The organism is Providencia sp. PROV236 (genome assembly GCF_033676985.1).
In the GTDB taxonomy this organism is placed as follows: Bacteria; Pseudomonadota; Gammaproteobacteria; order Enterobacterales; family Enterobacteriaceae; genus Providencia; species Providencia manganoxydans.
This window is the reverse complement of record NZ_CP096297.1, coordinates 1,011,062-1,023,987: the sequence shown is the minus strand read 5'-3', so window position 1 is coordinate 1,023,987 and position 12,926 is coordinate 1,011,062. Positions and strand designations below refer to the sequence as shown.

The following is a 12,926-nucleotide window of genomic DNA, read 5'->3' as shown; positions in this document are numbered from 1 at the left end:
TCTACATATTGGTAGGTGCCGTTAGACAATTAGTGAATGCGTTATTTACATCTTAACGAAAAGTACTGCAACTTGAAGTATCAAAAATATAGCCCCAATTGGGGCTATAACAAGTATTATTTACGATTATCGTTAGCTCTTTGCAATAGAGACTGACTTTCCTTCATGAAGTGGTGAGCATCTTCACCAAACCACTCACTGACTTTATTAAATTGCTGTATAAATTCAGCTTTATCCTTGCGTTCCAGCATTTCAATCGATTCGCCAAATAATTGATAGTAACGGCGGATCAATTCAATATTTTCATCTGATGACATAATAATATCCGCATACAACTGCGGATCTTGGGCAAATAAGCGCCCAACCATAGCCAGCTCTAAACGATAGATTGGAGATGATAGATCCAGCAACTGCTGGAGATCTACATGCTCCTCCGCTAAATTTTGACCATAGGTAAAGGTGGTGAAATGGCGTAATGCCTGAATAAAGCTCATATTGCGATCGTGGTCGTTCGCAGTAATTTTTTTCAAGCGAGCCCCCCAAACCTGTAGCTGTTCAAGAAACCACTGATAAGCACCACTATCTCTTCCGTCGCAAAATGCAAACACTTGTTTTGCAACACTACCAACATCAGGACCAAACATAGGGTGTAAACCAAGGACAGGACCTTCATGTACCGCAAGCATCGCTTCAAGAGGCTGACGCTTCACTGATGCGATATCAATAAGGATCGTTTCTTTATCTAATTTAGGTAGCTTATGAATAATTTCTACCGTTGTATGTATTGGCACACTGACAATGACAACGCTTGCACCCGATACAATAGAGGTGGCTTGAGGCCAATCTTGCTCACCTAATGTTTTTACTTGGTAGCCTGACAACGTTAGTAAGCGGTTAAATAACCGCCCCATTTTACCGTCACCACCTACAATCACAATTGGGCCGGCATCTGGCTTTAGCGTTTTAAAACCTTTGTCATTTTCACGAGCGTAGGATTCTCGCATAATACGACGAAGTATATCTTCAATTAAATCAGCAGGGATCCCCATTCGCTCAGCCTCTTGGCGGCGGGCAGCCAACATACTTGACTCCCGCTCAGGCACATAAATCGGTAAACCATGTTGACTCTTAACTTCACCGACTTCGGCTACCAGCTGTAAGCGTTTAGCCAATAAATCTAATAATGATTTATCAACTTCATCAATTTGATCTCTCAGATGAGATAATTCAACAGACATACCTATACCTTGTATTAACTCGCAATTTCAAATTTTTCTGCGCGCTCTTCAAGCACAGGTAATAACGCTTGATGAAGTTTGCGCAGTACCACTTCTGTTGTTTCCCAATCAATGCAAGCATCAGTGACTGATACACCATATTTCATCGCATCACGTGGTTGTTCTGATGTTTGATTACCTTCATGTAAATGGCTTTCTAACATAATACCCGTTATTGACTGATTTCCATTAGTAATTTGTTCAATGATTGAATCAACAACTAATGGCTGACGACGGTAGTCTTTATTTGAATTACCGTGGCTACAATCCACCATTAATGACGGTTCAAGCCCCGCTTTTTTCATTTCAGCTTCACAAGCGGCAATATCTTCAGCGCTGTAATTTGGTGTTTTACCACCACGTAAAATCACGTGCCCGTTATCATTACCTTTAGTATGCAGCAAGCTAACTTGGCCAGACTGATTGATGCCCATAAATCTGTGTGGCATTGATGCAGCTTTCATCGCATTGATAGCAGTAGATAAGCTACCATCAGTACCATTTTTAAATCCAACAGGCATTGATAAACCTGAAGCCATCTCACGGTGAGTTTGTGATTCAGTTGTTCTTGCACCGATTGCAGACCAGCTAAATAGATCCCCTAAGTATTGTGGATTATTTGGATCTAAAGCCTCAGTTGCCAAAGGTAGCCCCATATTCACCAAGTTGGTCAATAAATCACGAGCAATATGTAGGCCTGTTTCCATATCAAATGAGCCATCCATCGCAGGATCGCTGATTAGTCCTTTCCAACCCACGGTTGTACGAGGTTTTTCAAAATAAACACGCATCACAATATATAAACTGTCATTCAGCTCAGCTGCAAGTTTTTGTAGACGCTGACCGTATTCAATCGCCGCATCAACATCATGAATAGAACAAGGACCACATACCACGAGCAAGCGCGGGTCACGCTGATGAATAATATCAGCAATAGTTTTACGTGAGGCCGCGATAGCATGCAGGTTATTGTTACTCAGAGGAAACTTCTGTTTCAGAGCTTCAGGTGTAATTAAAACCTGTTCATCATGAATATTCACATTATTGAGTACATCTTTTTGCATGATCATTTTTATTACCTACTTAACTGTTTATATATTTTTTGTGCGTTAAGGACTAACATACCACGCAACGTAAAGATTACAATCCATTAATGTAAAATAATTACAATACTGTAAATTTAAATGAACAAAAATATAAATAATTAATATTAAACAAATTATTTACATATCAATCATTTTAAATTGCTCAAAAAACACACAAAAACACACAAAAACACAATAAGTGTAATTTTATATTTACATCTAGATAATAAAAATCAGTTTAACCAATAAAATTAATTATATCTTAATGAACAGCAGAAAGGATCGCTGCGACAGTTCAAGCTGTAGCTAGGTGGTGTGAGACGCTAGGAGCGTATATGAGTATGTGATGAGTCGCGAGTGAATACAGCCAACAACGCTGCGATTTGAAATATGATGAGTATGCGGATATATAAAGGCTCGTGCTTACTCAGCACGAGCCTTATCTATAACTTTCGGATGTGCGAAAGCGTATTACTTGGCGTTCAGACGCTCTTTAATACGAGCTGCCTTACCAGAACGCTCACGCAGGTAGTACAGTTTAGCTCTGCGAACGGCACCACGACGTTTAACAGCGATGCTATCTACGACTGGAGAGTGAGTTTGGAATACGCGCTCAACACCTTCGCCGTTAGAAATTTTACGAACAGTGAATGCAGAGTGCAGACCGCGGTTACGAATAGCGATAACCACGCCCTCAAATGCCTGCAGACGTTTTTTAGAGCCTTCTACGACCCATACCTTAACTTCCACAGTATCACCCTGACGGAATGAAGGTACGTCCTGCTTCATCTGCTCTTGTTCAAGTTGTTTAATAATGTTGCTCATAATAATTCTCTTACCCTAGGTAAACTGATATATGTTAGACAATTAATTTAATTGTCTGGATTCACTTATTGCTCAAGCTGATATTCACGTTGAAATTCAGCTAGCAACATCCTCTGCTCGTCAGTCAGAGCTAGGCTTTCCAGAAGCTCAGGTCTTCTAAGCCAGGTACGGCCAAGTGATTGCTTCATGCGCCAGCTATCTATCTTTGCATGATTACCTGATAGTAAAACATCAGGTACTTGCATGCCGTCTAAAACTTCAGGGCGAGTATAGTGTGGACAATCTAACAAACCATCTGCAAAAGAGTCTTCTTGCGCAGAAGCTTGATGACCTAGCACCCCAGGTATAAACCGAGATACAGAATCTATCAACACCATAGCAGGGAGTTCCCCACCACTGAGAACGTAATCACCGATTGACCATTCTTCGTCAATTTCGGTTTGAATGATCCGTTCATCAATACCTTCATATCGACCACAAACAAGAATTAACTTCTTATTCGTTGCCAACTCACAAACACCGTCTTGACTGAGTTTGCGCCCCTGAGGTGACAGATAAATCACTTTCGCGCCTTCACCCGCCTCAGCTTTTGCTGCGTTGATAGCATCCTTTAAAGGTTGCACCATCATCAGCATGCCTGGACCACCGCCATAAGGACGATCATCCACTGTTTTATGCCTATCGTGGGTAAAGTCCCGCGGATTCCAGCATTCAACAGACATCAGGCCATTTTTCACTGCCCGACTAGTTACCCCGTACTCGGTTATTGCGCGGAACATTTCGGGAAACAGGCTAATTACACCAATCCACATGATTTAGTCCCACTCATAAAAACCGTTCAACCGGAGATTTAAAAACCAGGATCCCAATCAACTTCAATCAGTTTAGATTTGAGATCGACTTTCTTGATAACCTGCCCATCAAGAAACGGAACCAACCGCTCCTTGATGCCAAATGCATCTTTTAGATTTGCCTTTATCACAATCACATCATTTGACCCAGTTTCCATCATATCAGTGATGGTACCAAGGTCGTACCCTTGCAACGTCACTACATGACAACCCATAAGGTCTTTCCAGTAGTACTCGTTGTTATCTAATTCAGGGAGTTGCGTTGAATCAACAACAATCTCAAAATTAGTCAAGAGCGCAGCTTCATCGCGGTCATCGACCCCTTTGAGCTTAACAATAATGTCTTTGTTGTGGTGTTTCCAATCTTCCAGTTCGATGTGTTGCCATTGACCAGAACGCTGAATAAACCAAGGTTGATAATCAAAAATACTTTCAGCATGTTCGGTGGACGAAAAAACTTTGAGCCAACCACGAATTCCATATGCTGCGCCTAGTTTACCCAAAACAATTGGATTAGTAGGTGTCGCTAGATTTACTTGCTTGCTCATTGTTACCACCGTGACAGATTAAGCTGCTTTTTTAGCTTGTTTGACCAGTTGTGCAACACGGTCAGAAACAGTTGCACCCAGGCCAACCCAGTGCTCGATACGATCTAAGTCTAAACGCAGTTCTTCTGCTTGACCTGAAGCGATTGGGTTGAAGAAACCGATACGCTCGATAAAACGACCGTCACGCGCATTGCGGCTATCGGTTACAACGATTTGGTAGAACGGACGCTTTTTTGCGCCGCCACGAGATAAACGAATTGTTACCATAACATCCTCATTAGTTAATAAAACAACCAGACTCCATCGAGGGATAGAGTCCGGTTGTCATATAAAAAGCCCGAAAATTTTACTCACTTTGACGCAAAAATCAATCAAAAGTGCATATTCTTTCTAGCTTCATTACTTAACGCCCCGGAAAACCCGGTGGCATCATTCCTTTCATACCACGCATCATCTTAGCAAGACCGCCTTTTTTCATCTTCTTCATCATGCGTTGCATATCATCAAACTGCTTCAAAAGACGGTTAACTTCTTGCACGTTAGTTCCTGAACCCGCTGCAATACGACGCTTACGAGACCCTTTGATAATCTCAGGTTTTTCTCGTTCTTTGCGCGTCATTGAGTTGATAATCGCCTCCATACGAATGGTGATTTTATCATCCATCTGAGACTTAACAGCATCAGGAACTTGTGACATACCAGGGATCTTACTCATCATACTGGCCATGCCACCCATGTTGCGCATTTGCTTTAATTGATTGAGAAAATCATTTAAATCAAAACTATCACCCGTTTTGAGTTTTTTCGCCAGTTTTTCCGCTTCGTCACGGTCAACTTTATGTTCAATCTCTTCAATCAGCGATAATACGTCGCCCATGCCTAAAATACGTGAAGCTACACGCTCAGGGTGGAATGGCTCCAGTGCATCGGTTTTTTCCCCTACCCCTAAGAACTTGATAGGTTTACCAGTAATTGCACGAATGGATAAAGCCGCACCACCGCGTGCATCACCATCCACTTTAGTCAGCACGACCCCAGTTAAAGGTAGGGCTTCATTAAAGGCTTTTGCTGTATTCGCCGCATCCTGCCCCGTCATTGCATCAACAACAAACAGAGTTTCGACAGGATTGATAATACGATGGACTTCTTTAATTTCATCCATCATAGCTTCATCGACGTGTAAGCGACCCGCGGTATCCACCAGCAATACATCATAAAACTGCAATTGGGCATGTTTTAAGGCTTTTTGTACGATAGCAGCAGGCTTTTCTTGTGCATCAGATGGGAAGAAATCAATTCCAACTGACTGCGCTAATGTCTCTAGCTGTTTGATCGCCGCAGGGCGATAGACGTCAGCTGAAACAACTAAAACTTTTTTCTTTTGTTTCTCTTTTAAATGTTTACCTAGCTTAGCGACACTGGTTGTTTTACCCGCACCTTGTAAACCAGCCATAAGCACAACCGCAGGCGGTTGAGCAGAAAGATTTAACTGATGGTTCTCTTCCCCCATCGCATTTGTGAGTTCATTTTGAACAATTTTGATGAACTCTTGGCCCGGGGTTAAACTTTTATTGACATCTTGGCCAACGGCACTGTCTTTTACTTTTTGAATAAATTCACGGACAACGGGCAAAGCAACGTCTGCTTCCAGCAAAGCCATGCGAACTTCACGCAGTGTATCTTTAATATTATCGTCAGTCAGACGACCACGCCCGCTGATGTTGCGCAAAGTGCGCGATAGTCTGTCAGTTAAATTATCAAACATATGTCTTAGCTCAATTCTGTTTAAGGGCCTACTGTCAAAGCTAGATTTGGTTATTCATACTGCAAAATGCAAGTACATAGTGGCTAATTTAGGCAACTTTTTTATTATTTATCTTTTAGAAAGGCAAATAACCGCCAATACCTATGCTCTAAATAATTCATCGTGCAGCAACGAATGAATTGATCGCTAGAAGCATAGAGAACTATGTGGCAAGTAGCGAGTAGTAGCTACTATAGCTTAACGCATATACCTTAACGCAAAGCGCCGCAGCTTGAAGTATGACGAGTATAAAACCAACGCCAAAACTTTTTGCCGTAGTGTACCATACCTGATGCGGTTTCGCTTCACCCTGTTTAAGGTTGATTTAGTCGGCCAGCGTTCCAATTTACTTATCTATCTAAATAGGATGAGTAAAATCAAAAAAAAGGGCTCTTCGATATCGTTAACAATTTAAGAAGAGGCTTATTAATGTGACCAATGGTTGGAGCCTACAGCTGCACGAGTTATACTACTTAACATTATCCACTTAAAATGAATAACGACACTATACTATGCCCGTATTTGCAGTCATAGCAGTTTGTACATACCTGCTCAGCCTGTCTCTGATTGTTCCTGGTCAGGTTCGTAAGCAGCCTATGTATCGCCAGCTCGCCCTTTTATTGGCAGTTATTGCACTGATCACACATGCAATAACGCTAAAGTTACTTATTTTTCGTGGAGATGGAGGGCAAAACCTCACATTATTGAATTTGGGTTCCGCAGTCAGCTTGCTGATGTGTATCATTATGACTGTCGTAGCATACAAAGGTAGGGCTTGGTACCTTACCCCTATTGTCTATAGCTTTGCGATTATTAATTTAATGCTTTCGACAATTATGCCCGGTGAATTTATTACACACTTAGAAGCTAGCGTTCCTTTATTTATCCATATTGGGTTAGCTTTACTCAGTTATGCAACACTATTAATCGCTGCGCTTTATGCCTTCCAAGTTGCCTTGATTGATTACCAATTAAAAAATAAAACACTCAAGTTCAGTTCTGATATGCCTCCCATGATGGTGGTTGAACGCAAAATGTTCCATATCACACAAGTCGGTGTCATTCTGCTCACCTTAACCTTATGCACTGGCTTTATTTATATGGATAATATCTTTGATAAAGAAAACATTCATAAGTCTGTGTTATCTGTTATTGCTTGGTTCGTTTATATTATTTTACTGTGGGGTCACTTCCAAGGCGGATGGAGAGGTAAACGAGTTCTATTTTTCCATGTTGCTGGGGCATTAATTCTTACAATGGCTTTTTTCGGTAATCGGTTGATACAGCAAGTTATGGTACCTTAACAAAAAAACTAATAAAATAATCTTATCGACATAGCATAAGGAAACTAGTTTTGGATCACGTATCTACTGGTACGCTTATCATTATATTAGTGGTTTTGATCGTGATGTCTGCGTATTTTTCAGCCTCAGAAACAGGCATGATGACGCTAAATCGCTATCGCCTAAAGCACCTCGCCAAACAAGGTAATCGCTCAGCTAAACGTGTTGAAAAGTTACTTAGGCATCCCGATAAACTCATCAGCTTAATTTTGATCGGCAATAACTTGATCAATATAGTTGCTTCATCACTCGCGACCATTATCGGTATGCGTTTGTATGGTAACGCAGGTGTCGCTATTGCTACTGGTATTTTGACCTTTGTGATACTCGTTTTCGCTGAAGTTATGCCTAAAACCATAGCTGCGCTGTACCCAGAAAAAATTGCTTTTCCTAGTAGTTATATTTTAAAACCACTACAAAAAATCATGCTCCCAGTGGTTTGGACCTTCAACAAAATCACATTATTATTTATGCGGATATGCGGTATAAAATCCCCGATTATTCGTAGCGACGCGGTAAGTAAAGAAGAGCTGAGAACTATCGTTAATGAATCAAAAGCCAAGCTCAGCCGCCGCAACCAAGACATGCTAATTTCCATATTGGATCTTGAGAAAGTCACCGTGGGTGACATTATGTTGCCAAGAAATGAAATTGTCGGCATAGATGTCAATGATGACTGGAAGTCTATCATTCGCCAGCTAACACACTCACCACACGGTCGCATCGTGCTCTATCGTGACTCTCTTGATGATGCTATTGGTATTTTACGTGTACGCGAAGCCTATCGCATGATGATGGAAAAACGCGAATTCAATAAACAGAACCTAATTAAGGCTGCTGATAATATTTATTTTATTCCTAACAGCACGCCGTTAAGCATCCAACTAATTAATTTCCAACACAATAAAGAAAAAATTGGCATCATCGTTGATGAATATGGCGAGATCCAAGGCCTAATTACTGTTGAGGATATTTTAGAAGAAATTGTCGGTGACTTTACGACTTCAATGTCACCCTCATTAGCGGAAGAAGTTTTACCACAAAGCGACGGTAGCGTTTTAGTTGATGGTACAGCAAATATTCGCGACCTGAATAAAGCGTTTGATTGGCACCTGCCAATTGATGGCCCAAGAACCATAAATGGTATGGTATTAGAAGCTATTGGCGATATTCCTGAGTTACAAGAGCAAATTGTGATTGGTAATTATTTAGTGGAAGTATTGCTGATCAGCGACAACATCATTAAGCAAGTTAAAATTACCCCTCTTGCAACAACCGCTTCTGTTATGACACAACAATAAAAAACCGCACCTCCTCTTTTAAAATAATAGGTTAGGTGCAGTTTGTTTTAAAAATGCTGAGCTAGATATGTAGCTCAGTCAATTTTTCGGCTGGTAATGCAAGCTCCTCATTTTTATTAATAAGGATCTCAGATGCCAATACATTGCGAGCGATTTGTTGTGCTTCTTCCAATGAATGCATTTTAAATGTTCCACACTGATAAACATTTAGCTCAGGGATCTTATTTTGATCTTGCACTTTTAACACATCTTGCATCGCACCTTTCCATGCATCTGCAACACGCTGCTCATCAGGTTGACCAATCAAACTCATATAAAAGCCTGTACGGCAGCCCATTGGCGAGATATCAATAATTTCGACACCATTGCCATTCAGATGGTTACGCATGAAACCTGCAAATAAGTGCTCAAGAGTATGAGTGCCTTTTTCCGTCATAGCCTCTTTGTTAGGCACAGTGAAGCGCAAATCGAATACAGTGATCGTATCCCCATTTGGAGTTTTCATGGTTTTTGCGACTCGGACGGCAGGCGCAGCCATACGCGTGTGATCTACAGTAAAACTGTCTAATAACGGCATTTATTGACCTCCTGAAAAAATTATTTTTTATTTGCGAAAAAAATGAAACTATTTTGAAATCGTCGAGTCTTACTTAATGAAAGACGCGCAAATTTGTTATCATCCCTAATTCTCTAAGAGATTTTTGTTTGGCCACCTAGTGTGGCCATTTTCTTTTAACGACCTGCGTGCTTATGCAAGTAATCTTCAAAACTCTCAGTCTCTTCTTTTTCAATCATAGCTTGTTTTTCAATGGAAGCTACCCGAGCGGCTTCAAACTGCTCTTCAGTGATCACTTCATAAGGTTCACTAATTAGCTCTTGATAGTATTTTTCTGCCAGCTCTAAACCATAACCACCAATACCTTGCTCAAGCATTTTATCCATAACTAGCGCCGAGTAGGTTAATTTTGGATCTTCAAACATTGAAACAAACTGATGGCATACCTCTTGATACTTAGCATCACAACAAGTATCAAGCACTTCAGCAACACGGATCAGATCCTTAAATAATTGCTGCCCCACCTCAACAAGAGGCTTCATTTCACTACCACAGCCAATACCAATGACTTGGCCTGGTTTACGCCCCTCAAGGATCACTCGACTCCAGTTTTTACGGCTACAGTCTAATTCTTGAGTATCCATTTCTGGTGCATCAGCTAGCACACACCAAATCAAAAATAGATCAAGGAAACGAGTCTGGGTTTCATCAACACCAATCGCATTAAAAGGGTTGATGTCTAAAGCACGAACTTCAATGTATTCGATACCACCACGCAATAACGCATCTGACGGTGATTCGTCACCTTTAGGCACACGTTTCGGGCGGATAGGCGCATACAATTCATTTTCAATTTGCAGCACGTTAGTATTCAACTGAATATATTTACCGTCTTTTTTAGTCCCTAGCGCTGCAAACTCCTCAGACGGCTTGTAAATCGCTTTCTTTAAACCTGCTACGTAGCTATCTAAATCATTAAACGTGATGTTTAAATCGCTCTGAGACTTATTTGTGTAGCCTAAATCACTCATTCGTAATGAAGTTGCATACGGTAAGTAATAGGTTCCTTTTTCAGTCTTATCAAAAGTTAATTTAGTGTTTCTGTCCTTAAGGAATGAACCACAAATCGCAGGGGAAGCGCCAAATAAGTAAGGGATAACCCAACCAAAACGATAATAGTTTCTGATTAGGCGTAAATAACCATCAGAGATTTGCGCTTTACCACTTTCAGCATCTTTAACACCCGCCCACGCTTGCCAAAACTCAATTGGCAAAGAGAAGTTATAATGAACACCAGCAATAGTCTGCATCAATGCACCATAACGGTGTTTTAACCCTTCACGATATAAATTTTTGAAGCGGCCAATATTCGATGCCCCATACTGTGCAAGTGTGATCTTCTCTTCATTTTCAATGAAACAAGGCATGCTTAATGGCCACATTCTTTCATTATGAAGATGACGCGCTGTATATCGGTGCAAATCCCTAAGAAAAGCCAAACTATGTCCAATACTTTTATCCACAGGAGTAATGAACTCAAGTAGGGGCTCAGCAAAATCTGTCGTGATCCATTTATGTGTTAAAGCTTTCCCCAATTCTTCCGAATGCAAAGTTTCAGCAATAGAACCTTTCGGAGTAACACGTAATGTTTCACGCTCAATACCACGCTGAATGCCATTCAGTGCTTCAGGGTGCGCCTCTAACCATGAGAGCGCTTTAGATACGTCCGGGATCAAATCGACCTCCCGCCTGTGATGTAATTTTATTTTAGTAAGGTGCTTACTTTAGCTTAAATGAAGGAAATTGTCGCTGTCTAGATGTGTGGTTTATCTTGAATGGGTATTGAAATAATAAAGAATAGTCAACTTCAGGATGAAAAAAAAGCCCCTCATTGAGGAGCTTCTTGTTCTGGTGCATCCGGGAGGATTCGAACCTCCGACCGCTCGGTTCGTAGCCGAGTACTCTATCCAGCTGAGCTACGGATGCATAATTCTTTTATTGATATGAGTTAATCAATAACTAGCAATACTGTTTAATAAGGGAATATTTGATATGTGAGAATATCACTAATAGGTGGTGCATCCGGGAGGATTCGAACCTCCGACCGCTCGGTTCGTAGCCGAGTACTCTATCCAGCTGAGCTACGGATGCATTACAATATCAAACTCTACTTCATCAGTTACTGCTATGTTTTGGTCGCTAAAAACCAAAACAAAACCCCATCAGTATCACTCACAGGGTTAAATATGGTGCATCCGGGAGGATTCGAACCTCCGACCGCTCGGTTCGTAGCCGAGTACTCTATCCAGCTGAGCTACGGATGCAGCAATCTAAAATGGCGGTGAGGGAGGGATTCGAACCCTCGATGCAGCTTTTGACCGCATACTCCCTTAGCAGGGGAGCGCCTTCAGCCTCTCGGCCACCTCACCGTTTTTAGTCACACACGATTTGTTTTTCAACATCTCGTCTCTGTGTGGCGCACATATTACTTTCCTGACCTTAGAAGTCAAACAATTTTTCCAAACTTTTTGGTTTCTAATGACTGTTTGCACATTTCACAAGCAAGATGATTAGTTTAGCATCGAAAATCGCATTCATCACGGCTTAATTTTACTCTTTTTTTAGCCACTAAAAATTTACCCTGCGCATATCTTTCTCACCCCAAATTGCAACACATAGAATTAAACATATTAAGCAACAATTTCTGCTGTGATGCTTGCTCAAAAACAGAACAACACATCTAGCATAAAAAAACAGCAGGTAATTAAAATTTAGCAACAGCTCAAATGATGAGTGAAAGGATTGATACGAATATCGTCGATGCGAAATTTGAGTTGATGAATAGTCACACTATAATTATGACAATTCATTATACGGCTGGCTTTCCAATGAAAGACAAGCGTCCATTTTCGCTGTGTGGGTCAAAATTTGGACGCTTATTCATTATTATTGATTATCTGGTTGAGTCTTTTCGGCCTGGATCCGTTGATAAATTTCTTCACGGTGAACAGAAACTTCTTTTGGGGCATTGACACCAATACGAACTTGATTGCCTTTTACTCCCAGTACAGTAACTGTTACCTCATCGCCTATCATGAGTGTTTCACCAACTCGACGAGTCAGAATAAGCATTCTTTGCTCCTTGAAATATTATAAAGAGTCGGGTCTCTAGGTTTCCCCCGCTATTGTCCATCACACACCGTGAAAACGTAAAGCAATGATATACACCTAAAGCATCGATGCCATCAAGGCAATCATTTTAATTATATACATACAAAATATAACACTACCCACAACACATTAACAATGTTGCAACAAGCAAAGTTGCCTCACGGT

Annotated in this window: 12 protein-coding genes and 4 tRNA genes; 2 read left to right on the top strand and 14 right to left on the bottom strand. The window is 41.0% G+C overall.

Translation table 11 applies throughout. The annotated features are described in order from the left end of the window. Window positions 1-116 precede the first annotated feature (116 nt). The 7 genes from tyrA to ffh all read right to left on the bottom strand — a co-directional run bounded on the left by tyrA (window position 117) and on the right by ffh (window position 6,351). Window positions 117-1,238, bottom strand: a complete 1,122-nt coding sequence (gene tyrA / locus M1E96_RS04460; protein WP_140181995.1) for a bifunctional chorismate mutase/prephenate dehydrogenase — start codon at window positions 1,236-1,238, stop codon at window positions 117-119. A gap of 14 nt (window positions 1,239-1,252) precedes the next feature. Beyond that, a complete protein-coding gene (locus M1E96_RS04455) occupies window positions 1,253-2,347 on the bottom strand; it encodes a 3-deoxy-7-phosphoheptulonate synthase (RefSeq protein ID WP_070926482.1) in 1,095 nt (364 codons plus the stop codon). Between the two features lie 486 nt (window positions 2,348-2,833). Further along, a complete protein-coding gene (rplS, locus tag M1E96_RS04450; RefSeq protein WP_004914006.1) occupies window positions 2,834-3,187 on the bottom strand; it encodes a 50S ribosomal protein L19 in 354 nt (117 codons plus the stop codon). Window positions 3,188-3,252: 65 nt separating this feature from the next. Beyond that, window positions 3,253-3,999, bottom strand: coding sequence for a tRNA (guanosine(37)-N1)-methyltransferase TrmD (gene trmD, locus M1E96_RS04445; protein WP_070926483.1), 747 nt, complete (start codon window positions 3,997-3,999; stop codon window positions 3,253-3,255). Window positions 4,000-4,037: 38 nt separating this feature from the next. Then, on the bottom strand, window positions 4,038-4,586 hold the full coding sequence (gene rimM / locus M1E96_RS04440) for a ribosome maturation factor RimM (protein WP_070926485.1): 549 nt from the start codon (window positions 4,584-4,586) through the stop codon (window positions 4,038-4,040). Between the two features lie 18 nt (window positions 4,587-4,604). After that, on the bottom strand, window positions 4,605-4,853 hold the full coding sequence (gene rpsP, locus M1E96_RS04435) for a 30S ribosomal protein S16 (RefSeq protein ID WP_140181997.1): 249 nt from the start codon (window positions 4,851-4,853) through the stop codon (window positions 4,605-4,607). 136 nt (window positions 4,854-4,989) lie between these two features. After that, window positions 4,990-6,351, bottom strand: a complete 1,362-nt coding sequence (gene ffh, locus M1E96_RS04430) for a signal recognition particle protein (RefSeq protein WP_070926489.1) — start codon at window positions 6,349-6,351, stop codon at window positions 4,990-4,992. Window positions 6,352-6,902: 551 nt separating this feature from the next. On the opposite strand from ffh, the gene M1E96_RS04425 reads away from it, so the two are divergent. Both M1E96_RS04425 and M1E96_RS04420 read left to right on the top strand, forming a co-directional pair. After that, window positions 6,903-7,694, top strand: a complete 792-nt coding sequence (locus M1E96_RS04425) for an inner membrane protein YpjD (protein WP_070926492.1) — start codon at window positions 6,903-6,905, stop codon at window positions 7,692-7,694. 50 nt (window positions 7,695-7,744) lie between these two features. Continuing rightward, window positions 7,745-9,034 (top strand): CNNM domain-containing protein, encoded by a 1,290-nt coding sequence (locus tag M1E96_RS04420; protein ID WP_070926494.1) that lies wholly within the window; start codon window positions 7,745-7,747, stop codon window positions 9,032-9,034. A gap of 61 nt (window positions 9,035-9,095) precedes the next feature. Here the strand turns inward: M1E96_RS04420 and luxS are convergent, their stop codons facing one another. The 7 genes from luxS to csrA all read right to left on the bottom strand — a co-directional run bounded on the left by luxS (window position 9,096) and on the right by csrA (window position 12,722). After that, window positions 9,096-9,611, bottom strand: a complete 516-nt coding sequence (gene luxS, locus M1E96_RS04415) for an S-ribosylhomocysteine lyase (protein ID WP_272580299.1) — start codon at window positions 9,609-9,611, stop codon at window positions 9,096-9,098. Window positions 9,612-9,766: 155 nt separating this feature from the next. Then, complete coding sequence (gene gshA / locus M1E96_RS04410) at window positions 9,767-11,326, bottom strand: glutamate--cysteine ligase (protein WP_272580300.1); 1,560 nt, start codon at window positions 11,324-11,326, stop codon at window positions 9,767-9,769. A 173-nt stretch (window positions 11,327-11,499) separates the two neighbouring features. Continuing rightward, window positions 11,500-11,576 (bottom strand) — tRNA-Arg (locus M1E96_RS04405). An 88-nt stretch (window positions 11,577-11,664) separates the two neighbouring features. Next, window positions 11,665-11,741: transfer RNA gene (locus M1E96_RS04400), tRNA-Arg, on the bottom strand. A 96-nt stretch (window positions 11,742-11,837) separates the two neighbouring features. Continuing rightward, window positions 11,838-11,914: transfer RNA gene (locus tag M1E96_RS04395), tRNA-Arg, on the bottom strand. 12 nt (window positions 11,915-11,926) lie between these two features. Beyond that, window positions 11,927-12,019: transfer RNA gene (locus M1E96_RS04390), tRNA-Ser, on the bottom strand. Between the two features lie 517 nt (window positions 12,020-12,536). After that, the gene (gene csrA, locus M1E96_RS04385; protein ID WP_004264815.1) at window positions 12,537-12,722 is read right to left on the bottom strand and encodes a carbon storage regulator CsrA; all 186 of its coding nucleotides are present in this window, start codon (window positions 12,720-12,722) and stop codon (window positions 12,537-12,539) included. Window positions 12,723-12,926 lie beyond the last annotated feature (204 nt).